General features: G+C 38.0%; 23 protein-coding genes and 1 tRNA gene. 18 read left to right on the top strand and 6 right to left on the bottom strand.

Annotated elements, in window-relative coordinates; all coding sequences use genetic code 11:
* Positions 1–142 precede the first annotated feature (142 nt).
* The 3 genes from FCS21_RS00410 to FCS21_RS00400 all read left to right on the top strand — a co-directional run bounded on the left by FCS21_RS00410 (position 143) and on the right by FCS21_RS00400 (position 2,488).
* On the top strand, positions 143–1,666 hold the full coding sequence (locus tag FCS21_RS00410; protein ID WP_138620025.1) for a SulP family inorganic anion transporter: 1,524 nt from the start codon (positions 143–145) through the stop codon (positions 1,664–1,666).
* A 228-nt stretch (positions 1,667–1,894) separates the two neighbouring features.
* Positions 1,895–2,272, top strand: coding sequence for a DUF1289 domain-containing protein (locus tag FCS21_RS00405; protein WP_138620024.1), 378 nt, complete (start codon positions 1,895–1,897; stop codon positions 2,270–2,272).
* 140 nt (positions 2,273–2,412) lie between these two features.
* A tRNA-Phe gene (locus tag FCS21_RS00400) sits at positions 2,413–2,488 on the top strand.
* A 126-nt stretch (positions 2,489–2,614) separates the two neighbouring features.
* Here FCS21_RS00400 and mutS read toward each other — a convergent pair.
* On the bottom strand, positions 2,615–5,260 hold the full coding sequence (gene mutS, locus FCS21_RS00395) for a DNA mismatch repair protein MutS (protein ID WP_138620023.1): 2,646 nt from the start codon (positions 5,258–5,260) through the stop codon (positions 2,615–2,617).
* Between the two features lie 253 nt (positions 5,261–5,513).
* Entirely contained in the window at positions 5,514–6,137 is a 624-nt protein-coding gene (locus FCS21_RS00390; RefSeq protein WP_246046931.1) for a LysE/ArgO family amino acid transporter, read from the bottom strand.
* Between the two features lie 116 nt (positions 6,138–6,253).
* Here FCS21_RS00390 and FCS21_RS00385 point away from each other — a divergent pair, with 116 nt between their 5' ends.
* A complete protein-coding gene (locus FCS21_RS00385) occupies positions 6,254–7,147 on the top strand; it encodes an ArgP/LysG family DNA-binding transcriptional regulator (protein ID WP_138620022.1) in 894 nt (297 codons plus the stop codon).
* Positions 7,148–7,440: 293 nt separating this feature from the next.
* Positions 7,441–8,502 (top strand): recombinase RecA, encoded by a 1,062-nt coding sequence (recA, locus tag FCS21_RS00380; RefSeq protein ID WP_138620021.1) that lies wholly within the window; start codon positions 7,441–7,443, stop codon positions 8,500–8,502.
* A gap of 130 nt (positions 8,503–8,632) precedes the next feature.
* Here the strand turns inward: recA and FCS21_RS00375 are convergent, their stop codons facing one another.
* Together FCS21_RS00375 and ygfZ are read right to left on the bottom strand one after the other, a co-directional pair.
* Entirely contained in the window at positions 8,633–9,121 is a 489-nt protein-coding gene (locus tag FCS21_RS00375) for an FKBP-type peptidyl-prolyl cis-trans isomerase (RefSeq protein WP_138620020.1), read from the bottom strand.
* 91 nt (positions 9,122–9,212) lie between these two features.
* Complete coding sequence (gene ygfZ / locus FCS21_RS00370; protein ID WP_138620019.1) at positions 9,213–10,190, bottom strand: tRNA-modifying protein YgfZ; 978 nt, start codon at positions 10,188–10,190, stop codon at positions 9,213–9,215.
* A 306-nt stretch (positions 10,191–10,496) separates the two neighbouring features.
* Between ygfZ and FCS21_RS00365 the strand changes: the two genes are divergently transcribed.
* Positions 10,497–10,802 carry an FAD assembly factor SdhE gene (locus FCS21_RS00365; protein WP_138620018.1) on the top strand — a complete coding sequence of 102 codons (306 nt, stop codon included), beginning with the start codon at positions 10,497–10,499 and terminating at the stop codon, positions 10,800–10,802.
* A 70-nt stretch (positions 10,803–10,872) separates the two neighbouring features.
* On the top strand, positions 10,873–11,313 hold the full coding sequence (locus tag FCS21_RS00360; protein WP_138620017.1) for a hypothetical protein: 441 nt from the start codon (positions 10,873–10,875) through the stop codon (positions 11,311–11,313).
* A 22-nt stretch (positions 11,314–11,335) separates the two neighbouring features.
* Here FCS21_RS00360 and nadB read toward each other — a convergent pair whose 3' ends face one another.
* Entirely contained in the window at positions 11,336–12,937 is a 1,602-nt protein-coding gene (nadB, locus tag FCS21_RS00355) for an L-aspartate oxidase (protein ID WP_138620016.1), read from the bottom strand.
* A 281-nt stretch (positions 12,938–13,218) separates the two neighbouring features.
* On the opposite strand from nadB, the gene rpoE reads away from it, so the two are divergent.
* The 11 genes from rpoE to FCS21_RS00300 all read left to right on the top strand — a co-directional run bounded on the left by rpoE (position 13,219) and on the right by FCS21_RS00300 (position 23,048).
* Entirely contained in the window at positions 13,219–13,845 is a 627-nt protein-coding gene (gene rpoE, locus FCS21_RS00350) for an RNA polymerase sigma factor RpoE (protein WP_246046930.1), read from the top strand.
* Positions 13,846–13,937: 92 nt separating this feature from the next.
* Entirely contained in the window at positions 13,938–14,648 is a 711-nt protein-coding gene (locus FCS21_RS00345; RefSeq protein WP_138620015.1) for a sigma-E factor negative regulatory protein, read from the top strand.
* Between the two features lie 90 nt (positions 14,649–14,738).
* Positions 14,739–15,710, top strand: coding sequence for a MucB/RseB C-terminal domain-containing protein (locus FCS21_RS00340; protein WP_138620014.1), 972 nt, complete (start codon positions 14,739–14,741; stop codon positions 15,708–15,710).
* Between the two features lie 30 nt (positions 15,711–15,740).
* Positions 15,741–16,220, top strand: a complete 480-nt coding sequence (locus FCS21_RS00335) for a SoxR reducing system RseC family protein (protein WP_138620013.1) — start codon at positions 15,741–15,743, stop codon at positions 16,218–16,220.
* Positions 16,221–16,338: 118 nt separating this feature from the next.
* Complete coding sequence (lepA, locus tag FCS21_RS00330) at positions 16,339–18,129, top strand: translation elongation factor 4 (protein WP_138620012.1); 1,791 nt, start codon at positions 16,339–16,341, stop codon at positions 18,127–18,129.
* A 162-nt stretch (positions 18,130–18,291) separates the two neighbouring features.
* Positions 18,292–19,224: a signal peptidase I gene (gene lepB / locus FCS21_RS00325; RefSeq protein WP_138620011.1), complete on the top strand. Its 933-nt coding sequence runs from the start codon at positions 18,292–18,294 to the stop codon at positions 19,222–19,224.
* Between the two features lie 44 nt (positions 19,225–19,268).
* The gene (gene rnc / locus FCS21_RS00320; protein WP_138620483.1) at positions 19,269–20,042 is read left to right on the top strand and encodes a ribonuclease III; all 774 of its coding nucleotides are present in this window, start codon (positions 19,269–19,271) and stop codon (positions 20,040–20,042) included.
* A 3-nt stretch (positions 20,043–20,045) separates the two neighbouring features.
* Positions 20,046–20,963 (top strand): GTPase Era, encoded by a 918-nt coding sequence (era, locus tag FCS21_RS00315; RefSeq protein ID WP_138620010.1) that lies wholly within the window; start codon positions 20,046–20,048, stop codon positions 20,961–20,963.
* Positions 20,964–20,976: 13 nt separating this feature from the next.
* On the top strand, positions 20,977–21,726 hold the full coding sequence (recO, locus tag FCS21_RS00310) for a DNA repair protein RecO (RefSeq protein WP_138620009.1): 750 nt from the start codon (positions 20,977–20,979) through the stop codon (positions 21,724–21,726).
* 230 nt (positions 21,727–21,956) lie between these two features.
* Positions 21,957–22,697 carry a pyridoxine 5'-phosphate synthase gene (pdxJ, locus tag FCS21_RS00305; protein WP_138620008.1) on the top strand — a complete coding sequence of 247 codons (741 nt, stop codon included), beginning with the start codon at positions 21,957–21,959 and terminating at the stop codon, positions 22,695–22,697.
* A 102-nt stretch (positions 22,698–22,799) separates the two neighbouring features.
* Complete coding sequence (locus tag FCS21_RS00300; protein WP_138620007.1) at positions 22,800–23,048, top strand: hypothetical protein; 249 nt, start codon at positions 22,800–22,802, stop codon at positions 23,046–23,048.
* Between the two features lie 80 nt (positions 23,049–23,128).
* On the opposite strand, the gene barA is transcribed toward FCS21_RS00300, so the two are convergent.
* Complete coding sequence (barA, locus tag FCS21_RS00295; protein WP_138620005.1) at positions 23,129–26,035, bottom strand: two-component sensor histidine kinase BarA; 2,907 nt, start codon at positions 26,033–26,035, stop codon at positions 23,129–23,131.
* Positions 26,036–26,102 lie beyond the last annotated feature (67 nt).

Genomic DNA, 26,102 nt, shown 5'->3' with positions numbered 1-26,102 from the left:
CGCGTTAATTAATTTACGTGAGCTAATACTAGCTTAGTTAATGCTACGCTAGTTAAGCAGAGAAGATTCAGGTTTGCCAATTCGTACCCGCTAATAGGTTAACTTAACCGTAACTGTTGGCGATAAACCCAATGAGATAAAAATGTTTGAATTACACGCTAGTAAAGTGTCTAACTTGAAAAATGATGTGCTATCAGGCCTAACCGTTGCATTAGCACTGGTACCTGAAGCTGTAGCTTTCGCCTTTGTTGCTGGCGTAGAGCCATTAGTCGGTTTATACGCCGCTTTTATGGTGGGCTTAATTACTGCTATTTTTGGTGGTCGTCCGGGAATGATTTCTGGTGCTACCGGCGCTATGGCAGTCGTGATGGTCAGTTTAGTTGCTATTCACGGTGTTGAATATTTATTTGCCACTGTGGTGCTCACCGGTCTATTGCAAATAATGGCGGGTATTTTTAAATTAGGTAAGTTTATCCGCCTAGTACCACACCCTGTTATGTTAGGTTTTGTTAATGGTTTAGCCATTGTTATTTTTTTAGCGCAGTTAGGGCAATTTAAAGTGACTAACGCCGCTGGAGAACTTGAATGGATGCAAGGTAACCCATTATTTATCATGGCTGGCTTAATTGTGTTAACTATGGCTATTATTCACTTTTTTCCAAAAATCACTAAAGCAGTCCCTTCTACCTTAGTGGCTATTGTCGGTATTTCAGTATTAGTGTTTGTCCTTGATTTAGATACCAAACTTGTTGGTGATGTTGCCTCAATTGCTGGTGGTTTACCTACCTTTGCTATTCCTGATGTGCCTTTTTCATTAGAAACATTAAAAATTATTTTACCTTTTGCGTTAGTACTGGCAGCCATTGGTCTTATTGAGTCATTACTAACATTGACTTTAATTGATGAGCTAACGGGTACTCGTGGTAAGAGCAATAAAGAATGTATTGCTCAAGGTGCAGCTAATACGGCAACAGGTTTTTTTGGCGGCATGGGTGGTTGTGCCATGATAGGTCAGTCGATGATCAACGTAAATTCAGGTGGTCGTGGTAGAGCCTCAGGTATTACTGCAGCATTAGCTTTATTAGGCTTTATATTATTTGCCTCTGATTTGATTGAACAAATTCCACTTGCTGCATTAGTGGGTGTGATGTTTATTGTGGTTATTGGTACGTTTGAATGGTCAAGCCTGCGCATTTTAGGCAAAGTACCTAAAGCGGATGCCTTTGTTATTGTATTGGTCTCAGGGGTTACTGTTTACTCTGATCTTGCTGTTGCTGTTATTGTTGGTGTAATCGTTTCAGCCTTAGTGTTTGCTTGGGAGCATGCTAAACATATTGCTGTACATCGCACTGTTAATGAAAGCGGCTCAACAGTATATGAAGTAGATGGACCGATATTTTTCGGTTCTATTGCGAACTTTCTTGAGCAATTTACTCCAGAAGAAGACAGTAATGATGTGATTGTTGACTTTAAAAGTGCTCGTGTTGTTGACCACTCTGCTATTGAAGCCATTGATACCCTAGCCGAGCGTTACTTATCACGTAATAAAAACATGCATTTAAAGCATCTAAATAAGGATTGTAAAGCGCTACTACATAAAGCTGATAAATTAGTAGAGCTTAATATTATTGAAGATCCTCATTACCATGTAGTGAGTAAAGATTAATATTCCCTTTTTTGTTATAAATTGATGAGTTAGCGTTAACACCGCTAGCTATTATAAGAATGCGCTGATAAGTTATAGTTAACTTACAGCGCATTTTTTATTACTGCTAATAAAGGTATCGTAAGCGTTGTAGTGATAGTTAACTAATCGTTGAATAATAGTTAAACGATAAATAAAAGTTAAGAACAAACTAATATCAAGTTAAGCTAAAAGCTAAGCGAGAGATAAGTGCAATTAGAGTTTTTTGATATCCCTAGCCCTTGTATTGGCATTTGTGAGTCTGATGACAAAGGTCACTGCCTAGGTTGTATGCGTTCACGTGATGAACGTCAACACTGGAAAGAGTTCAGCACTAATGAAAAGCAAAAAGTAATTAAACGTTGTCTTCAACGCAAGAAACGTAAGCAAAATAAAAAGTTAAAAGCAGCACAGTTGACAAGACAGCCGACAGTAAAATCAGCAACTGAGCTTAATCAAGAAAATGAACTTGATAGGCAACCCTCATTACTTGATCCACCTAAACCAAGTAAAACAAAGCCTACTGCAGACGTAGAGACGAATATCGATATAGACACTGATATCGACTTTAGTGATTTTGAACTTTAAATAGCCACTAGTAGTTGCTTAATTGAACAGCGTTAATTTAATTCACTTTTTTATGTAATATTTCTCATAAAATGGTTGCCTCTTATAATTTTTAACTATATTATACGCGCTCTTTAGAGAGTTATTGCTTTATAAAGAATGCCCCGATAGCTCAGTTGGTAGAGCAGAGGATTGAAAATCCTCGTGTCCCTGGTTCAAATCCGGGTCGGGGCACCATAAAAAAGATGAAAGCCTCAGCACTAATACTGCTGAGGCTTTTTTCGTTTCTAAGCCCTATATGTTTCTCACTGGTCTTAACCAACAGCCAGTTAAGTTTATTCAACTGGCTCTGTTATAAGTTACCTATAGCTGTTCTTTTAAAGTAAATAATAACTCTAGTGCTTGTCGCGGGCTTAACTCATTAATATCTGTGTCGATAAGTGTTGTTAGCGCTGGATGTTCTTCGGTCACTAAACTTAATTGCTCAAAAGCATTACTTTCTGCCGGTGCTGGTGATAATACCGTTGGCGCTTGCTGTTGCTCTAGTTCAGTTAATCGCTGCTTGGCACGCTTGATCACCATTTTTGGTACCCCCGCTAGCTGCGCTACTTGTAAGCCAAAGCTCTTGCTGGCAGCACCTTCTTTAATAGCGTGCATAAAAACAATATTATCGTCATGTTCTATTGCATCTAAATGAACATTAGCTAGCGTGGATATTTGCTCGGCCAGTAAGGTTAACTCAAAATAATGAGTAGCAAATAAAGTGAATGCTTTGGTTTTTAGAGCTAGCATTTCTGCACATGCCCAAGCCAGTGACAAACCATCGTAAGTACTGGTACCACGACCAATTTCATCGAGTAACACTAAGCTTTTATCCGTCGCATTATGTAGTATGTTGGCAGTTTCAGTCATTTCTACCATAAAGGTTGAACGGCCACTGGCTAAGTCATCAGAGGCACCTATTCGGGTAAATATTCTATCGACTAACCCTATGGTGGCGCTACTTGCTGGCACATAACAACCGATATGCGCAAGTAGTACGATTAAAGCCGTTTGGCGCATATAAGTTGATTTACCGCCCATGTTTGGCCCAGTAATAATCAACATTTTTCGCTGCTCTGTTAATAGTACAGGGTTAGCAATAAAGGCATCGGTAGTCATTTGTTCAACAACAACATGTCGACCAGCATCAATGCTAATGCCAGGCTCTGCAACTAACCGAGGTTTTACATAATTTAGCGTTAATGCTCGCTCGGCAAAAGTGGTTAATACATCAAGTTCAGCAATCGCTTGGCTTAACTGCTGTAATTGCGCTAAGTCAGGTAATACCTTGTCGAATAGCTCTTGATAAAGTGTTTTTTCTAAGGCTAAAAATTTACTTTGAGCGCTCAGTACTTTTTCTTCGTGTTTTTTTAACTCTTCGGTAATAAAGCGTTCATTATTTTTTAATGTTTGTCGGCGAATATAATCATCAGGGACATCAACGGCAGCGGTGCGACTCATTTCAATGAAAAAGCCATGTACTTTGTTATAACCTACTTTTAATGACTGTATGCCTGTGCGTTCTTTTTCACGTTGTTCAAGCTGTGCTAAAAACTCCGTTGCACCATCACTTAAATCACGTAATATATCGAGCTCTTCGTGATAACCAGGTGCGATAACACCGCCATCACGTATCAACACGGGTGGATTTTCAACAATAGCTTGTTCTAGTAAATGTTGTAGCCCAGGTATTGGCTGGCTTTGTTCGGCAATAGTGGTTAAGTAACTCGTTATGGCTTTGGGTGACTTCTCTTGTTGCGCGGCATTTAACTCTGTAGTTAGTTCTGTTTGCAGCGCTGGCAGTTGTTGTAGAGCAAAACGTAAACGAGCAAAATCTCGTGGTCGGGCAGAGCCTAACGCTATTCTGGCGACAATACGCTCAATATCACCCAAGCTTTTTAATAATGGCTGAATCGGCGTGATTAAATCTAGTGCGATGATATCAGCAACGGTATTTTGGCGATTATGCAATACGGTTAAATCACGTAACGGAAAATGTAGCCAGCGTTTAAGTAAGCGCGAGCCCATAGGCGTTGATGATTTATCTAAAATAGCGGCGATAGTATTATCTAAACCGCCATGCAAATTTTGAGTAAGCTCTAAATTACGTCTAGTAGCGGCATCAAGTACTACACCTTTATTAGCCGATTCACAAACAATGGCGCGAATATGGGGCAGGGCAGTACGCTGAGTATCTTTTACATATTGAAATAAACAGCCGGCAGCCGCCAAGCCTAAAGGTTTATCATCAACGCCAAAACCCGTTAACGCTTTGGTATCAAATTGTTTATTGAGTAAGCTTATTGCAGTATCAAGATCAAATTCCCATTCTGGGCGGCGGCGCAAGCCCTTTCTATGGGCTATTAAGTCAAAGTCTTGTAGTGATTCACTATAAAGTAATTCAGCAGGCGCTAAGCGTTGCAGCTCCGCTTGTAGTTGTTCACTAGTTTGTGGCTCAGTGAGGACAAAGCGACCACTAGCCATATCTAAATAAGCTAGACCAAAAGCTGGCGCAGAGTTAGTTTTTAATTTGGCATTGGGTGATTGATTATCAACTATGGCGACAATTAAATTATCTTGCCTGTCGGTTAAGAGCGCCTCATCACTAACGGTGCCAGGGGTGATAACACGTACCACTTTACGCTCAACGGGGCCTTTACTCGTAGCAGGATCACCAATTTGCTCACAAATGGCGACTGATTCCCCCAAACTCACTAATTTCGCTAAGTAGTTTTCAGCAGCATGATAGGGCACGCCGGCCATAGGAATAGCATTGCCACCGGTTTTACCACGCGCGGTAAGTGAAATATCTAACAAATCAGAGGCTTTTTTGGCATCATCAAAAAATAACTCATAAAAATCGCCCATACGATAAAAGATTAAAGTATGTGGAAACTCGGCTTTAATGGTTAAATATTGACGCATCATTGGCGTGTGAGCGGATAAATCTTTGGTGGCAGTGGTCATAGAAAAGCTAAAACTCTTATGTTATAGGTAGCTTGCTAATAAGGTGTTAGTACCGTGTTAGTAGGGTACTAGTCGTTTATTAACAGCTAAATAATCGGGATAATGGGTATAAATATACCTACAGGTATTATCGTTAGATTATGCCATAAGCAGTGTTAGCATTTCTTGATTTTTTAACCTTTATTGTCTGTAGCTTTATTTCCTAGATAACTACTTAGTAAAGTGCTTAGGTAGTCGTTAACTTATTAACTTATTACCTTGTTAACCAAGTATTAAAGAGTGACCAAGCAACCAACCACATAACCAAGGCAATAATAATATCTATAATCATTTTTACTTTCGGTTTACTTAATTGTTTTGACAGCTTAGCTGCGCCTAATGCCAAACAAGTAAACCAAGTTAATGAACCAAAAATACAACCAACCAAAAAGTATATTTTTCCTTCATCGGCATATTGCCCACCCACACTACCAATAACCATTACCGTATCAATATAAGCATGGGGATTTAAAAAAGTGACTGCCAAAGACGTTAAAAAAACAATCTTTGCTGATTTTTTTTTCAATACGGTATCAGTGGTGTTTTTACTTTTCACAATGGCGGACTTCATTGATAGCGAGCCATAAACCGTTAAAAATAAGATACCGCCCCAAGTAAGTAGGTTAAATAACATCGGGTTATGCGATAGTAAAATACTACCACCGAGCACGCCCATACTTATTAATAAAGCATCGTAAAGTACAAAAAGAGCCGCTGTCATTTTATGATGATTTTGACTAATGCCTTGGTTGATTAGCATCGAATTTTGCGTACCAATAGGCATAATCATACTTAAAGTCAGGGTGAAGCCTTTTGCTAAAACTAATAAACTCAACATGGTCTCTATAAAACGGTCAGGAAATTAATGCGCGCTATTTTGCATTAATTATTTAATTGAACATAATTAATAATAATTAACTATCATTAGTAAAACTTATTTGGTTAGAGAGCATTATGGCAAATTTTGATTATAAACTTTTAGCAGCGCTAGCTGAGGTTATTGAGTTACAAAGCTTTGAGTTAGCAGCGCAAAAATTATTTATTTCTCAGTCAGCGGTATCTCAACGAATTAAAGCGTTAGAAGAGCATGTAGGGCAACCTGTACTTATTCGCAATCAACCTATTGTTGCAACTATTGCCGGTGAACAATTACTGAGTCACTTTAAAAAAGTAAAACAGCTTGAGCATGAGTTAGTCCCTTTGCTATCTCCAGATACGCCCATTAAACCGATGAAAGTAGCACTTGCTGTTAACGCCGACAGTATTGCCACTTGGTTTATTGATGCTATTACCCCAGTACTTAAAAATTATTTAGTTGAACTTAATTTAATTATTGAGCATGAAGAAAGAACGTTAGATAAGTTACGCAGTGGCCAAGCGATTGGCGCAGTCAGCGTTATAGAAAAACCGTTAAAAGGTTATCGTTCTTTTAAGTTAGGGGAAATGCAATATTGCTTAGTGGCAAGTAAAGGCTTTGCGCAAAAATATTTCCCCGATGGTGTCAGTCGACGCTCCTTAAAAATGGCACCTGCGATAAGTTATGATCATAAAGATGATATGCACGTACGTTATATAGCAAAACATTTTAACTTAGCAGCCAGTGAATATTACTGTCATAGTGTTCGCTCATCTGAGGCCTTTGTTGAGTTAGTAAAGCAAGGCGTTGCTTATTGTTTATTACCTAAATTACAAATAGAGCAAGAGCTTAAAACGGGACAGTTAATAAGCTTATGTCCGGATAAAGACTTAGTGGAAACCTTATATTGGCATAGTTGGGTATTGGTAAAAGGCATTAATAAAAAAATGTCTGAACAGATTGTTAGTTTTGGTCAAAAAAAGCTAGCTTAGCTATGTTGGGTTATAGTTTGACTCGTGGTAAGAGAAGGGCTAAGAAAAATACGTTATAAGTACTGTATTTAACGCATTTAATAAAAGTAAAAACTAGCTGATAACTTTTTAACCTTAAATTTTAAAAAGTTATTAATGCCTTTTAAAGCCTTATTTTTCAGTGTTTTAAAAGTGACGTCTAGCTAGTTTTTTATTTAAAATAAAAATAATTGTAATAAAACTTGATACTGTACACGCTTACAGTATACTTAGCCCATCAAAACGAAATAACAGACATGCTCTTGGAGTAAATTATGAAAGACGATAAAGAAAAAGCATTATCAGCAGCCTTAGCTCAAATTGAACGTCAATTTGGTAAAGGTTCAATAATGAAACTTGGTGACAATAACACCATGGACGTAGAAACTATTTCTACGGGTTCATTAGGCTTGGATATCGCCTTAGGTGCTGGCGGTTTACCAATGGGTCGTGTGGTTGAAATTTATGGTCCTGAGTCAAGTGGTAAAACAACATTAACTTTAGAAGTTATTGCTGAAGCACAGCGCAACGGTAAAGTTTGTGCCTTTATTGATGCAGAGCATGCGCTTGACCCTGTTTATGCGGCAAAGTTAGGGGTGAATATTGATGAGTTATTAATTTCTCAACCTGATACTGGCGAACAAGCTCTAGAAATTGTTGACATGTTAACGCGCTCTGGCGCTATTGATGTCATCGTGGTTGACTCTGTTGCGGCACTGACGCCAAAAGCGGAAATTGAAGGAGACATGGGTGATTCACATATGGGTTTACAAGCGCGTATGTTGTCACAAGCCATGCGTAAATTAACGGGGAATTTGAAACGTTCAAATACCATGCTTATTTTCATTAACCAAATTCGTATGAAAATTGGTGTTATGTTTGGTTCGCCTGAAACGACTACGGGTGGTAATGCGTTAAAATTCTACGCCTCAGTACGTTTAGATATTCGTCGTATTGGCGCTGTTAAAAATGGTGATGAAATTGTTGGTAACGAAACACGTGTTAAAGTCGTTAAAAATAAAATTGCTCCCCCCTTTAAACAAGCTGAATTTCAAATTCTTTATGGCGAAGGTATTAACAGCTTAGGTGAGTTAATTGAGCTAGGTGTTAAGCATGGTTTTGTAGAAAAAGCCGGTGCTTGGTATAGCTGTAATGGCGAAAGAATTGGTCAAGGTAAAGCTAACGCGGCGAAATACTTAGATGATCATCCTGAAATGGCTAAAGATGTTGATGCTAAATTACGTGATATGTTTTTATCAAAAGTTGTCATTACCGATGATAAAATTGCAGACGAAATAGATACCCCAACTACAGTAGAAAAACTATCGGCTGAGTAATACCAAGCCGAACAATTTAATAGACAGCTTAGCGCTTCATTAATGAGCTTAAAACGAAAAAAACGTAACCTTAGACGTAAGGTTACGTTTTTTTATATCTGATCATTTTTACTTGTTAACAGTAAAAATACTAGTGCTCGTGGCCACAACCACCTTCGCTGTGGACATGACCATGTTTAAGCTCTTCTGCCGTAGCTTCACGTACTTCAAGAATTTCAACGTCAAAGTTTAAATCTAAACCTGAAAGAGGGTGGTTACCGTCCACGGTAATAACATCATCTTGTACATCAATGACAATCACTGTTTGCTCACCATCATCAGTGGTTGCACGTAACTGGGTTCCCAGAGCAAGATCTTCAACACCAGCAAGTACTTCTTTTGGCACAGTTTGTACGTAATCATCATGGCGTTCGCCGTAAGCGTCTTCACAAGCAACGGCAACTTCAAATTTATCGCCCGCTTCGTGATCAACAAGTGCATCATCTAATCCTGGAATTAAGTAACCAGTACCTTGAATAATCGCCATTGGTTTATCATCGTAAGAACTATCAATTAAGGTACCTTCGCTGTCAGATACGGCATAGTGCATAACAACAACATTATTTTTGGCTATTTTCATATTTTATCCTAGTGATTTTAAATATTTAAAGTTTAGTTTTAAGGTTTCGTTTAGGGGGTAGCTTTGAGGGGCAAGCATAGAGTTTACCGCGCTACTTTTCAGTGTTAAGACTATAGGGCAATGCTTGCTCAGAGACGATAGATGAATCATCTGAAGCAATACGCATTGCAGGTTGTGCGCCATCGTTTGTTAATACTGCTTGAATAACACAGCTACCATCATCCGCTTGATAATAGGCAAGTATATCGCCAGCTTTGCGCCAGTTATCACCTAATTGTTTTTCAATAATATCATCGGCTGTTAATGTTTGTTTAAGATCGGTATGTAAGCAAAAGAGTGCGCGTTTATTTTTTCCTAGATACTGCATTCTAGCAACGGTTTCTTGTCCTAAATAACAGCCTTTAGTAAAACTTATACCGTTAATGGCTTGTAGGTTAAGCATTTGTGGCACGTAATGGCCGCTGGTGGTTGTTGATAAAATAGGGAAACCTTGGCTTATCTCTAATAAGTTCCATACTTGCTGAGAATAAGTTGGTAGTGATAATTTATCAACCAGTGTGCTTATCACGCTTGGTTCATCGATAATAATATATCTAGGTTGCTTACCAGCAAGGTAAATTAAGTTAGTTGAACCAACTTGTACTACAGGGCTTAAACTATCGGGAACTTGTGCAAATTCTTGTTGTAATAAGCCACTGGCTTGTTCACCCACTAAAGCGATAAAGCGTAAGTTATCCACTTCATTAATAGTCACTTTAGCAAAAACACCAAATTTTTTGAGCTCTTTAAGAGAGTTTTCAATGCTGGCTTTAGGTTGTAATAATAAGTGAGCAGACGAGCGATTAATTAATCTAAAAACAGAAAAGACTTTTCCTTTAGCATCGCAATGCGCGCCAACAAGTAAGTTAGAAGCGCTGCTGTTATTAACATCGCAGGTTACTTGCCCTTGTAAGTACTTAGTTTGCTCCTCACCAGATAAAGAAATAGCGCCAAAATCATTTAGTTCTATAAGGAAAGTTTCTGGTAACTGTTTTAGCGAAGGTAATGATGTATCGGCAATGGTTGTCATGATGAACTCTATGAGAAAAAGGTGAGTTTAGCTATGTGTGTTAAGTAGCTGCATGTAGTTATTTTTTCAGTAAATTACTATTTCGTTTTATAGTGAGTATGCTATTAGCTTTGTGTTCTAACTTAAAAGGCTAATAAATTTATCACAACTATATTGGTATAATATAGGTATAACTATATAGGTAAGGACTAAAATAACAAAAACAACTCGTTTGGGTAATTTTATTAATGATATTGAGTATTTTTAATAGCTGTGCCATCAGAGATGTTGCTACAATGAAGAGTGGTTAATTAATCAAGGATACGTATGTCTGGTAACGAAGCTTCAAATAATGCAGTAACAAATAACGAAAACCCTGCTCATCTCGATAAAGTTAATAAAGCCCGTTTAAAATGGGCGTGTCGTCGAGGCATGTTAGAGTTAGATATATTATTTATTGATTTTGTTGATGAAGCATATGATGGCTTATCATCAAAACAACAATTTACTTTTGAACGTTTACTTACCGAACAAGATCCTGAACTATTTGCATGGTTTATGGGACATAAAGTTTGTGAAGATAAAGAACTTAACGCCATGGTGCAACTTATACTCAAGCGCGTCAAAGTATAATATTACCGTTAGAAAATCTCGGTACAAGCTAGCCACTTACAGTTTTGTAGCCATAGTGGTGTTGTTAGTTATGCTGGTTAGCTTTACTTTTTATTATGCGTTAGCGTTAAGTATCACCGTGCTAAGTATTATTACAGTGAGTGTCTTTTTATCACTTAATGCGGATAAATACTTTAACGAGTCATTTTTGTTAAGTACTAGCGGTGAGATCTGGTTTAAAAGCGATAAAACTAGCTATCAATTAGTGGCTAATAGTCGGCTGAGTTTTATCGGCTGTTGGCTAGTTATGATACCTAAGCAATCTATAGCAACCACAGCGAATTACATGGCAATTACGCAGCTGCCACTTATTCAGTTATCACCTAGAGAGTTATCGCCCAAAGCAGTTAAACAGCGTGGTCAAGGTAAGTCATTGCAAGGCCTGCAAAGTAAACAAGTCTTTATATTTAGAGACAGTATCAATAATAAAGACTTTTCTCGCCTTGCTAATGTTATAAAAAAATTAGCCTAAAACCACTACAGCTCAACAGAATCTAATCAATTGGCGATAGTATGGTGGGTTTAACGGTGGTTAATAGCTCCGGATAATCTAAAGTATAATGTAAGCCTCGGCTTTCTTTTCGGTCCATCGCACACCTTATTATCAATTCAGCTACTTGTACCAAATTTCTTAATTCTAGTAAGTTATTACTCACTTTGAAGTTTCGATAATACTCTTCTATTTCTCGCTGCAATAACTCAACGCGATGTAAAGCGCGTTCTAGGCGTTTAGTCGTGCGAACTATACCAACATAATCCCACATAAATAATCTCAGTTCGTGCCAATTATGTTGAATAACTACTTCTTCGTCTGAGTTAGTTACTCGGCTTTCATCCCAATGGGGTAGGGTTAAATGAAGATTATCCTGTACTAGGGTTTCACTTATCTCCATTGCGGCTGCTCGAGCAAAAACAAGACATTCAAGTAAAGAGTTACTCGCTAAACGGTTGGCTCCATGCAAACCGGTGTAAGACATTTCACCGATAGCATAAAGTTGGCTCACGTCTGTTTTACCTTGTTTATCAACCATTACGCCGCCACAGGTATAATGGGCAGCAGGTACAATTGGCATCGGCTGTTTAGTGATATCAATGCCTAAAGACATGGTTTTTTCGTAAATGGTTGGAAAATGCTCTTTAATAAAACTACTGGGTTTATGACTAATATCCAAATACATACAGTCAGCGCCTAAGCGTTTCATTTCAAAGTCGATAGCACGTGCGACAATATCACGCGGCGCTAGTTCGGCACGTTTATCAAAAGCAGGCATAAAGCGACTACCGTCTGGGCGTCTTAATTTAGCGCCTTCACCGCGCAGTGCTTCGGTAAGTAAGAAGGTGCCAGCTGATGGATGAAACAAGCAAGTCGGGTGGAATTGATTAAATTCCATGTTGGCTACTCGGCAACCTACGCGCCATGCCATAGCGATACCATCACCACTAGACACATCAGGATTAGAGGTATATTGATAGACTTTACTCGCACCGCCGGTTGCTAAAATCGTTTTTTGTGCATAAATACTTTCTACTTTTTCAGTATTTCTATTCCAAATATAAGCACCGATACATTGTTTTGGCTTATTGCCAGTGGTACTTGGCTGACAAATTAAGTCAATGGCATTAAAACGCTCAAAAATACGAATACGGGAGTGTTGCTTTACTTGATCGGCTAGTGTGGTTTGTATGGCTTGACCTGTAGCATCGGCAGCATGCAAAATTCTTCGGTGACTATGACCACCTTCACGGGTTAGGTGATAACGAGATTCATCTTTACTACTTTTTTCTTTATCAAATTCAACGCCTTGGTCAATCAACCACTCTAAACAAGACTTGGCATTTTCAGTGGTAAATTGCACAATATCTTCATCACATAGCCCAGCACCTGCAATCAAGGTGTCTTGAGCATGAGCGGCAATACAGTCATTTTCATCAAATACCGCGGCAACACCGCCTTGGGCATAGAAGGTTGACCCTTCATTTAATGGGCCTTTGCTTAAAATAACCACATCAGCATTTTTAGCTAAGTGCAATGCTAAAGTTAAACCTGCGGCGCCGCTGCCAATAATTAGCACATCACAATTATTTTGTTGAGTCATAGGATTTGATTAAGTTCGGTTATAAAAGCGAATATATAAGTAAATAAGAGGTCTCTATTCTATAATACATAGTGATAAGCCGCCAGATAATAGCGTTGAATTACTGCGTAATATATATTAGCTAGTAACTAACTCGCGGTTAAAAAATCAATCACCCCATTGCTTGAAAATGTTTAGCTTGAACTATTAAGTGCAATTATTTACAAAATATGTAAATAAAAAGAACTTTTTAGAAAAACCATAGTCCTATGTTATATGTTTGTTACGAGCCAATGGAAAATATGAGTATCAATCAATTGTCAGTGTTAAAAAATATGGCTCAAAAGAGTGAACTTAATATAGATCAGCAATTAGTTGAGCGGGTTCAGCGTGGCGATAAAAGTGCGTTTAATTTATTGGTCACTAAGTATCAGCACAAGGTTGCCAATTTGGTCAGTCGCTATGTGAAAAATAATAGTGATGTACCTGATATTGTTCAAGAATCCTTTATTAAAGCCTACAGAGCTTTACCTAACTTTAGAGGGGATAGTGCCTTTTATACTTGGCTTTATCGTATTGCGGTTAATTGCGCCAAAAACCACAGCGTCTCATTAGGACGTAAACCACCAAGTAATGATATCGAAATTAGTGATGCTGAACTTTATGATACTGGCGGCGCACTTCGCGAGACAGCTTCCCCTGAAAAAATATTACTTACCGCTGAAATTAAAAAAGTTATTTTTACTACGATGGAGTCTCTCCCCGAGGATCTTCGCTTAGCGATAAATTTTCGAGAAATTGAAGGATTAAGTTATGAAGAGATTGCTACGATAATGGAATGTCCTGTCGGCACGGTACGCTCAAGAATATTTAGAGCGCGTGATGCCATCGACAAAAAAATTAGACCGTTGTTACAAAAAAATAGTTAAGCTCAATTGTTAAGTTATTTGTCAATGTCTTTGTTAGAGGCTTTATTAAGATATTTATTAAAGTCAAAGTTAACCAAGTTTTAAGGTAAAATATGAGTGAAATTAAATCTGAGTCAATATCTTCATTAGTTGATAATTATTCACCATCAACAGGTGATAGTGTTAGTAGCCATTTAGTCGATAATATGCTCAAGGATGAACACTTATCAACCGCATGGAAAAATTACCATTTAATCGGTGATGTATTACGTGATGAAGTGCCACAATCATTGCAGCTCGATTTAAGTAAAACTATTTCGGCCGCTATTGCTCAAGAAGCAACGATATTGTCACCTAACTCATCGACACAGGCATTCTCGAAAACGCTTGAACAAGCCATGGAGCAAAATAGCGACCATAATAACGAGCAAGGTACTGAAAAATCTATCGAGAAAATTAATGACCAGACAGTTATTGACGGTACAAATCGCTTTAAAGCGAAAATATCACGCTTACTTAAACCTATAGGCCAGGTTGCTATCGCTGCTTCTGCCGCAGGGTTGATGATTATTGGTGTGCAGCATAACCTTGGTGGTAATGACTTAGTTACCCCAAGCCAAGTAGTGCAAACAGTACCTTTAACGGGGTATGCAAACCCTGTGAGTTTTAATGTGCAGCCGATTCAATCCACACAAGGCTTATCAAGTCAGCAAACACAACAACCGCCGACTAACGCACAAATTATAGCGGAAAAACTTGCTCAACAGCGCCGTTTACAAGCACTTTTACAAGATCACAACCAACAAGTGAAACTAGGTAATTAATAACTAACTAATATTGATTAGTTGCTATTAATGGCTTGAGTGGTTGAATTAGTTGATAATCGCCATTTAAGCCATTACCGATGAGAAATTATGAAATTACCAGTATTATTTTTATTGCTGCTCAGCTTTAATGTGTCGGCTATCAATGCTGATACAAAATCGGCTAAAGAATGGTTAGAGCGGCTATCCCAATCGTTAAAGCAACTTAACTTTACCACTTCCTTTGTTGTTGTTAAAAATAATCAAGCAGAGCCTTATCATTGGTTACATGGCATCGGTAATGATGATCAAGAACTAGAGATTTTCACTCGACTCAACGGCTCTCGTCGTGACTTTTTACGCCAAGGTAATATTGTTAGTTATATCGAGCCAGAACACGAGCCTTACTCACTAATCTCTCCCGATATTAGAGGGCCAATTCCTGCTATTTTTCGCGGTAACTTTACCGAGCTTGAAGTAAGTTATCGTTTTATTTCTGTCGGACGTAGTCGAGTTTTAGGGCGTGTCGCTCAGCTTGTGCGCATTGTTGCAAAAGATGATTACCGCTTTAGTTATTGGCTATGGCTTGATCAAAAAACAGGTTTGTTGTTAAAAATGGCAATATTGACTCGCCAAGGACAGTTACTTGAACAAGTTCAATTTACCCATCTTGAAGTAAGTAAGCAATTATCAGACAACTTAGCGCAACTACAGTTAACTGAACTACCTGATATTATTAGTTTAACTAATGAAATAACGACTAAAGAGCTTGCTTGGCAGGTTAGTTGGATGCCACAAGGTTTTTCTGTGATAAAATCTAACCAACATTACTTGAACAGTTATAACCGTAACGATGTTAAAGCCGTTGAGTTTATGTTGTTTTCAGATGGGCTTACTGAAGTGTCTGTGTATGTAAACCTAAGTAAAGAAAAGTTTAGAGATCCTGAGTATGCTAGTGATGGCGCGACTATGGTGTTTAACCAGATAGTGCGGGGAATAGAAGTGGGTATTGTTGGTGATATACCGCTAGCAACAGCTCAAAAGATTGCCGAATCAATAATTGTCAAATCGGCTAGCAAATAATGCTTAATTATCAATAAGAGAACAACGATAATGATTAAAGAATTAGCGAATGTGGTTGCTATTGGCGTCGGTGAAATTACCGTAACTAGTCAAATAAAATCAAGCTGTGGCGGCTGTGCGCAAGTTGATACTTGCGGTAGTGGTCAAGTGGCTAAAGCATTACCACAAGCTAAATTAACACTGACTTTACCCTATGATACCAATGCCCCAAAAAATACACTCAAGCTTGGCGATAGCGTTATGTTGGCTTTGCCAGAAAAGCATGTACTCTCTAGTGCTGGTCAAGTGTATTTGTTGCCATTATTTGGTTTAATTACAGGGTCAGCTATAGGTCAGTGGTTGTTAAAACAGCAAGTTTTCAGTCATGAATTATTTGCGTTAGCGCTTGGTGTCGCTGGTGGCTATTTAGGCTATAGATTTGCCAAATTTCAACAAAAACAAGGTAAAAAAAGTGCCTGTTTACAACCTGAAATAATAGCCGTGCTGCCCTCAGTGGATCTAACTAAATAGCGTTTCATCACATTATTGCTGTAAATAAAAGATATCTGAACAAAAGATAGCCCCAAGGCAGTAAAAGCGTTAAAATCACAGCATTGTATTATTTTGACGCCTTATTTGACTGCCTTTTATGAAAAATATTCGAAACTTCTCAATTATTGCCCACATCGACCATGGTAAATCAACACTTTCTGACCGCTTAATTCAACACTGTGGTGGCTTACAAGCCCGTGAAATGGAAGCGCAAGTGCTTGACTCTATGGATATAGAACGCGAACGCGGCATTACCATTAAAGCACAAAGTGTTACTTTAGATTATAAAGCTAAAGACGGTGAGGTTTACCAATTAAACTTTATTGATACGCCAGGTCATGTCGATTTCTCCTATGAAGTCTCTCGTTCATTGGCCTCTTGTGAAGGTGCCTTACTTGTAGTTGATGCCGGTCAAGGCGTTGAAGCGCAAACAGTTGCTAACTGTTATACCGCCATTGAAATGGACTTAGAAGTTTTACCTATTCTAAACAAAATTGATTTACCACAAGCTGATCCAGAGCGTGTTTGTGAAGAAATTGAACATATCATCGGTATTGATGCTACCGACGCAGTAACTTGCTCGGCTAAAACAGGTTTAGGTATTGAAGATGTTTTAGAAACGATTGTTAAAAACATTCCACCACCTAAAGGTAAGGTTGATGCACCATTACAAGCGCTAATTGTTGATTCATGGTTTGATAACTACCAAGGTGTTGTTTCACTTGTGCGTATTATCAATGGTGAAGTGAAAAAAGGCGATAAAATGTTGGTGATGTCTACTGGGCAAGTTCACCAAATTGACAAAGTAGGCATATTCACGCCTAAGCAAACTGATACCGGTGTGCTAAGAGCAGGCGAGGTAGGTTTTATTATTGCAGGTATTAAAGAAATTCATGGCGCACCAGTAGGTGACACCATTACTATCAGTAAAAAAGAAACCCCACATGCCTTACCTGGCTTTAAAAAAGCACAGCCACAAGTGTATGCAGGTATTTTCCCAATAAGTTCAGATGAGTATGAAAACTTTAGGGATGCACTTAACAAGTTAAGCCTCAATGATGCTTCATTATTTTTTGAACCAGAGAACTCATCAGCCCTTGGTTTTGGTTTCCGTATTGGTTTTCTTGGTATGCTACACATGGAGATTATTCAAGAGCGTTTGGCGCGTGAATATGACCTCGATTTAATTACTACAGCGCCCACGGTAAACTATGAAATAGCTTGTACCAACGGTGATGTTATCTCGATAGATAACCCGTCGGATTTACCAGCAATCAACAATATTGATGAAATCCGTGAGCCGATTGTTCAAGCAAATATTTTAGTACCACAAGAATATTTAGGTAATGTAATTACCTTATGTATTGAAAAACGCGGTATACAAAAAGATTTAATTTATCATGGAAACCAAGTTGCCGTTACTTATGAGATGCCTATGGCTGAAGTAGTTATGGACTTTTTTGATAAGCTTAAATCTACAAGTCGCGGTTATGCCTCATTAGATTATAACTTTATTCGTTTTGAAGCGGCCGATATGGTGCGGGTAGACGTGATGATTAATGGCGATCGCGTTGATGCTTTAGCCATGATTACTCATCGCTCTAATTCAGTAGCACGTGGTCGACTGTTGGTTGATAAACTTAAAGAGTTAATACATCGTCAAATGTTTGATATCGCTATTCAAGCGGCCATTGGTAATAATGTTATTGCCCGTACTACCGTGAAGCAATTACGTAAAAACGTAACCGCTAAATGTTATGGCGGTGATATTAGCCGTAAGAAAAAGCTATTACAAAAACAAAAAGATGGTAAAAAACGTATGAAGCAAGTGGGTAATGTTGAAGTACCACAAGAAGCGTTTTTAGCGGTTCTTAAATTAGATAGCTAGTAATAAGTTGGCTTTAACTGCTTAGCTTGAACACGCTAAGTATGCTTTTTCAACGACTTGACTTAATTTGATAAGAGCGACAATAATTACTTTTTGTCGCTCTTGTTTATCTAATTGATTTTATCAAAAACACCCCTAAATGCAGTTTACAATAGGAATAGTATGGCCGTTTATTTTTCCATAATTTTAGTAATAATCACCGTCGTCACCGGTATCGTTTGGTTTGCGGATAAGCTTTATTTAGCACCGCAACGTAAATTAAAAGCAGCTGCTGCACAAGTATCAGCAAAACAATTATCTGATACTGAGCTGACACCTAAAGCCTTAGCCAGTTTAACTGAGCCATCACCTTTAGTGGATACCGCAGTACAAATTTTCCCCGTGATTGCTTTTGTGTTAATTTTACGATCCTTTTTATATGAACCTTTTCAAATACCGTCAGGCTCAATGATGCCTACTTTACTTGATGGCGACTTTATTTTAGTGAATAAATTTAATTACGGTTTAAAGGATCCGGTTGCAAGACATAAATTTTTTGAAAACGGATTACCTGAGTACGGAGACGTTGTAGTGTTTAAGTTTCCTGAAGATCCCAAAATTGACTTTATTAAGCGTGTTATTGGTTTACCCGGCGATCGTATTATTTACCGTAATAAATCACTTTATATTAAACGTGCTTGTCATGAATCTGATACCACATGCCCTGAATTTGAACAAGTGCAGCAAAAGCTTGTTGGTGAATATACAGGGCCTGATTCTGAGACCGGTATGAATGAATTCGAAGCAAAAATATTCAATAAAAGCCATCAGATATTAAATAACGCTCCTGTTTCACCTAGAGTTTCTCATTACTTTCAACAAGCAGGTACTGCAGCCGATGAGTTTGTGGTGCCCGCAAATCAATATTTTGTTATGGGTGATAACAGAGACAATTCATTAGATGGACGTTTTTGGGGCTTTGTTCCAGAAGAAAACCTAGTTGGGCAAGCTGTTGCTATTTGGATGAGTTTTGATTTTGACAGAGCACAAGATAGCTTTTTACCGCATTGGTTGCCAACGGGTATCCGTTTTGATCGTATTGGCGCTATTAATTAATATGAGCACTTTTCTAACATGGCACAAAGAGTTATATCGTGAATATTAATCCACATAATCTTGCTAGATTAACCAAAAAGCTTGGTTATCAATTTAATGATCCCTCACTATTGGTGCAGGCGCTTACGCACCGTAGCGCTAAGGGCGCACACAACGAAAGACTTGAATTTTTAGGCGACTCAATCCTAGGATTTGTTATTGCAGAAGCCCTTTATGACAAATTCCCTAAGCATGATGAAGGCGATCTTACTCGCATGCGTTCTAGCTTAGTAAAAGGCGTTACCTTAGCTAAAGTTGCTCGTGACTTTAATTTAGGTGAATGCTTAATATTAGGCCCAGGCGAGCTAAAAAGTGGCGGTCATCGTCGCGAATCGATACTTGAGGACGCCATTGAAGCTATTATTGGCGCAGTGTATTTAGACTCGAGTATTGAACGTTGTAAAGCATTAATCTTAAGTTGGTTTGAACAACGTTTAACCATTATTAAACCGGGTAATGAGCAAAAAGATCCTAAAACGCGTTTACAAGAGTTTTTACAAGGTAGAAAAATACCACTGCCTACTTATGAAGTTATTGACACCTCTGGACAGTCACATAATCAAGAGTTTACGGTGCGCTGTGAAACGTCAGTAACCAACGAAGTGGTTATCGCTAAAGGCACTAGTCGAAGAAAAGCAGAGCAAGAAGCCGCCCAGCAAATATTAGCCTTAATTGAACAAGAAAAAGCAGTAAAAGTAAAAGCGTCAACGCAATCGAAAGTAGCAAAAGCACGAACTACTAAAAGTAACCTAAGCAAAAAAAGCAGCACGAGAAATTAAATTATGCACAACGATACCTCAAATACCTATGCTGGCTTAATTGCTATTGTTGGTCGACCCAATGTTGGTAAATCAACATTATTAAATGCTCTTTTAGGGCAAAAAATTAGTATTACCTCTAAAAAACCGCAAACTACACGTCATCGTATTTTAGGGATTTTAACGGAAGAAAACAGACAAGCGATATTAGTTGATACTCCAGGTTTACATACCGAAGAAAAACGTGTGATAAATCGGTTTATGAACCGTGCCGCTAGCAGTTCAATTGCAGAGGTTGAGTTAATTGTCTTTTTAGTTGAAGGCACTCATTGGACAACAGACGACGAATTAGTGTTATCTAAAGTCAAACAAAGTGGGGCTGATTGTATATTAGTGGTCAATAAAACCGATAATATTACTGATAAAGACGAGTTATTACCACACTTGCAAAAGTTAGGCGCTATGCATGACTTTAGAGATATTGTACCTATTTGTGCAGCTAAAGGTCATGGCGTTGATACCATCCGTCAATTATGTTTATCATCGTTACCTAAAAGCGCTTTTTGGTTTCCTGAAGATCATATTACCGATCGCTCTAGTCGCTTTATGGCGTCAGAAATTATTCGTGAAAAGCTTATACGCTTTACTGGTGATGAATTACCTTACTCTATCACGGTTGAAATAGAGCAATTTAAGATGGATGAAAAAGGCATTATTCATATCAATGCGTTGATACTTGTTGAACGTGATAGTCAAAAACGTATGGTCATTGGTAATAAAGGTGAGCGCCTAAAAACTATAGGTCAAGAAGCAAGACGCGATATGGAAAGTTTATTTGAGAGTAAAGTTTTTCTTGAAACGTGGGTAAAAGTTAAGTCAGGATGGGCTGATGATGAGCGAGCCTTACGTAGTTTAGGTTATGGTGATGATTACTCTGGTTAGTAGAGCGGCATAGATGATTGAGCAAAGTGCGTTTGTTTTACATAGCCGTCCGTACCGAGAAAATCAGCAATTAGTTGATTTACTCACCGAGCAAGACGGTAAAGTAACCGCTTTAGTGTATGTTGGCCAATCTAAACGCTCGATAAAAAAAGGCTTAATACAGCCTTTTTTACCACTAAACGTTATATTGAAGGGGCAAGGTAGCTTTAAGCAAATCAGTCAAGTTGATACGCTAGGCAAATCATACCCATTAATAAAACATAGCCTGTTTAGCGCTTTTTATATTAATGAGTTATTGATTCGCTTACTCACCGAACACATCACTTGTCAGCAATTATTTTTTCAATATAAAACAACCTTATTTGCCTTATCTCAGGGTGAAGAAATAGCCCCACAATTACGCCTATTTGAACTGTCATTACTTGAAGAATTGGGTTTATCATTTGACTTTAGTCCGGTCTTTGAGCACGATGTTAGCTACTTTCATTATATAGCTGAACAAGGCTTTGTTCCTGTTTATAGTAACGCTAATACATTCTCTAAAAACAGTGCGTTATGTTTCGATAAAAGGCATTTACAGGCAATTGCCCAACGGGAAGCGTTATATCAAAGAGCTTCAACTGATGAACTATTATCTGAAGATAAGGTTACAGAAGAGGTGAGTTATACCTTTAAGTTACTCATGCGACAAGTGATTAATCAGCTACTAGGTAACAAGCCTTTAAATAGCCGTAAGCTGTTTGCAAACAAAGCCTATAGTTGAGGGAGGTTGCGTACTACTGCTAGGTTTATTACTGCATTAGTGATCAATAACTGTGTTCGACCAGTATAATGTACTCAGATTAGTACTATGGTACTACCTGTTTAGCTATTTACTGGTAACCTTTATCTTACTTGTATCTTGAAATAACTTGATTATATCGCGCTAGAAAACAGCTAAAGTGTCAAAATTAACATTAAAACCAAAAACTAAAATTAACAAAGAGAACAAGAATGTCTGAATTATTATTAGGTGTAAACATTGACCATATTGCCACACTAAGACAAGCCCGTGGCACTAATTATCCTGATCCTGTTTATGCAGCAAGTGTTGCGGAACATGCAGGAGCAGACGGCATTACCGTTCACCTACGTGAAGATAGACGCCATATCCAAGACAGAGATATTCATGTATTAAAGCAGACATTACATACCCGAATGAATTTTGAAATGGCGGTTACCGATGAGATGATCGCTATAGCCTGCGATGTTAAGCCGGTATTTTGTTGTTTAGTACCTGAAAAACGCGAAGAGCTCACCACCGAAGGTGGTTTAGATGTTGTCGGACAACTAGATAAAATAACTAAAGCAACGGCCACGTTAGCAGAGGCGGGTATTGCGGTAAGTTTATTTATTGATGCAGATAAAGCACAAATTGATGCGGCTCTTGCCACTAAAGCTCCTTATATAGAAATTCATACCGGTCATTATGCCGATTTGACTTCAGAGGCAGAGCAACTAGCAGAGCTTGAACGCTTAACTGTAGGGATTAAATATGCGCACAGCTTAGGTTTAAAAGTTAATGCAGGTCATGGTTTAAATTACTTTAATGTAAAACCTATTGCCGCTATTAAAGAAATCATTGAATTGAATATTGGTCATGCCATTATTGCTCGAGCTGCGATTGATGGCTTAGATAAAGCCGTTAGAGATATGAAGCAATTAATGCTAGAAGCAAGAAACTACAGCTTATAGAGCCCTAGATTCAATGACCGCCTTATTTTATTTTTGTTTACATTATAGTCTATACTTTACGGACCAAAATATTGAAAGGATTCAGTCAACAAGTGAGAATCCATGAAAGAAGTACAAATGAAACCAGTGCTCGAACGGAGACAGGAAGCTCCAGAGCAATCAGTTTGGTGGCATAAGTTATCGCTAGCACAAAAGTTTTCAGCGAGTAGTTTAGGTAAGTTTGGTTATGAACTCACCTTTATTCGTAATAATGGAGACTACAGCCTAGCAGTTTTGCAATGTAGTGGTGGAATTGCTGTTATCTCTGAGGATGGCGACATAGATACTTCGCCAAATATTACTATTCGTTAAATAAATAAGTATGTAGGTGGCTTTAGTCAATAAAAAAGCAACAGTCGTAGGTGTTTTTTTATTGACTTGTAAGTTGTTTTTTATAGGTTACCTGCTGAGTTTATTTCTTTTAGTGCTTGTGGTACGCCAAAGAGTACTTGCTCTATATGTTCAAAAAACTCTAAAAACTCAGGTTCAAGCTCTTCAATAGTTAATCCCGCCTTTAATTGTGTTTCTAATTCATTGGTAATCTTGGCTAAGTTAGGTGTTCCGGTATAGCAGCAGCTGCCATTTAGCTTATGTATGACACGTTTGATTAACGTTATATTCTGCTCAACCATCGCCTCATTTATTGTTTGTTGAATTTCTGGCAAACTATCTACTAAGCCAGTAAACATTTCTTTGGCTAACTCTACGTTATTAGCGCTGCGCTGTAATGCCAAAGACCAATCAATGACTTTAATAGATTGTTCTGCTTTAGATATATTAGTTAACGTTGTTACCGCGGTAGGAGTCACTAAGTGGTTAAAATCACAGTACTCATAAATAATATGACGTAGCATGGCTTCATCTATTGGCTTGGTCATATAGGCTTTAAAGCCTTGTTGCTGCATTTTTTCTTTCTCGCCACTTAAGGCATGCGCAGTAACCGCTATAATGGGGGTATTATGATTTTTATCACCTTTTTTTATTTCTTTGAGCGCGCTAATGCCGTCCATTACTGGCATTTGAATATCCATAAAAATTAACGAAAATGCCTCTACTTTACAGCGCTCAGTCGCTAATAAGCCATTAGTAGCTACCACAACCTCAGCTACTTGTTCTAGCAGTAGGGCTTTAATTAATTTTAAGTTTGCTTCATTGTCATCAACCGCTAATACTTTTATCGGTAATATGTTGTTAATCAGTGTACTTTCAGAGCGTTTTTCTATTTTAACGTATTCTTTCGAGTCTATCGCTGGTTGTAACACCTTACTTAAAATACTTGGTGTTAGCGGTTTACTCATACAGCTTTTTGCGCCACTAGCAATGAGTGCTTCTTGTAAATTTGGAGAGTTATTATTTAGCGCCAAATGTATATTATTAGAAACGGGCATTAACTGCGCAATCATTTTTTTCAAATCACTTAACGCGGTAGCCGTTTGGTTATAGCCAATAATCACATAATCAAAACCTCGCTTTGCCTGACTGCTGTGAGAGAAGACTTGCGATAATTGATGTCTGTTTATTACACTGGTAACACGCATTTTCCAGTGTTTTAATATGTTTTTAGTGGCTTCACGACTATGAGTATTTTCTTCAAAGTAGAGTACGGTTTTATTAACTAAATGCTGGTTGTTTAACGCTAACATTAATGGCATAGCATTAGTTTCACATTGAAAAGTAAACCAAAAACTAGAGCCTTGATCTTTTATACTGGTAAAGCCAATGTCACCATGCATTTCTTGGGCGAGTCGCTGGCAAATGACTAAGCCTAGCCCTGTACCGCCATACAAACGGGTAATGCTTTGGTCTGCTTGAGTAAATGCTTCAAAAACACTTTCTTGCTGACTCACCGTCATACCAATGCCAGTGTCGTTTACCGTCACTTTAAATTTTATATTTTGCAGACCTACAGCTTCACTTGTTATGTCTACAGTGACGGCGCCTTGGGGAGTAAACTTGATAGCATTACTAATTAAATTAGTGATTATTTGTTTGATCCTCATAGGATCGCCAATAAGAGAGTCGTCTAAGGTTTGAGGAATATTTATCGATAATTCAATATTTTTTTTATGGGCTGTTGGTGCTAATAATATCAATGTTTCTTCAATAGACTCTCTTAGAGAAAAAGGAATATTTTCAATAACCATTTTGCCTGCATCAAGCTTTGAAAAGTCGAGAATATCATTAATAATAGCTAATAAATTATTTGCTGAACGATCAATGGTTTGTAAGTAATCACGTTGGTTTTCAGTGAGTGGTGTTTTTAACACTTGCCTAGTAAAGCCAATAACGCCATTGAGTGGGGTACGTAATTCATGGCTCATATTAGCCAAAAACTCTGATTTAACTTTGTTCGCTTCTTGAGCTTTACGTTTAGAGATGCTGAGTTCAACGTTTTGAATTTCAAATTGTTCTAAACTCTCACGTAACTCTATAGTGGCTTGGTCAATACTCATATGCATTTCATTTTGATAACTGTCTAGAGATTGAGCTATAGCATTAATACCATTTTTTAAAAAATTAAGTTCGCCAAACATTTCTCCACTCACTCTACTTTCTAATTTCCCATCTTGAATACGCTCAATGGCTTGTACCATAGAATTAATGGGTTTAGTGACTTTCTTAATCAATTTAAGGGCAAAAATAGCGCTAAGTAAAGCGCCCAGTAAAGCAAAAGCAAAGGCGATAATAAACTGACTTTGCTGTTGAAAATTAAGCTGACTTTTATCAACTTGCATCGCTATATAGCCAATAGTTACCGGCTTCGCTTGGTCAGTAGCGGTGATAGTAGCAAAGGGGGCGTTATTTGGGGTTACATTAGTAGTGTTATATGCTCTGCTAGTAACATCACCATTCTTTCTATGAGTATCAGTATGCTCACTAGCGTTTTCATCGATAATGGGGGTTCTAAAAATGATATAATCAGCTAGAGGTTGTGTTGTAGTGTGGCCTGGCAACGTTACATTTTTTTTTAGTGCCATTAAGTGAGTATCGCCATGATAAGCACTAGCAACAAAAACTTGATTATCCTCAGTAAAAATAACAATGCTTTTAACAATGCTTGATTGATTACGGTGAGTAAATCCTATCAGTTGACGAAGTTCTTCTCTGTTTCTATTAAGTAAAGCGTCCTTACTGGCAATGGCTATTGGTTCAATAATACTTTTAGCACGTTGCTCAAGAAAGCTATTTAATTCAACAGAGCGATTATAAGAAAAGTAACTTGCTAGGCCAAAACCGATCAGGGTTGTTGGTATAATAGTAAGTAGGATAACCCAGTCTTTAAGACTTATTTTATACATTTTTGTTGAACTTTCTTGATAAATTTAGGGTAAAATAGTCAGCTATTTAATTCATTATCCAACTATT

The organism is Colwellia ponticola (genome assembly GCF_005885605.1).
GTDB lineage: Bacteria > Pseudomonadota > Gammaproteobacteria > Enterobacterales > Alteromonadaceae > Colwellia > Colwellia ponticola.
Note: the sequence above shows the minus strand (reverse complement) of the source record. Positions and strands in the feature narration are given on the sequence as shown.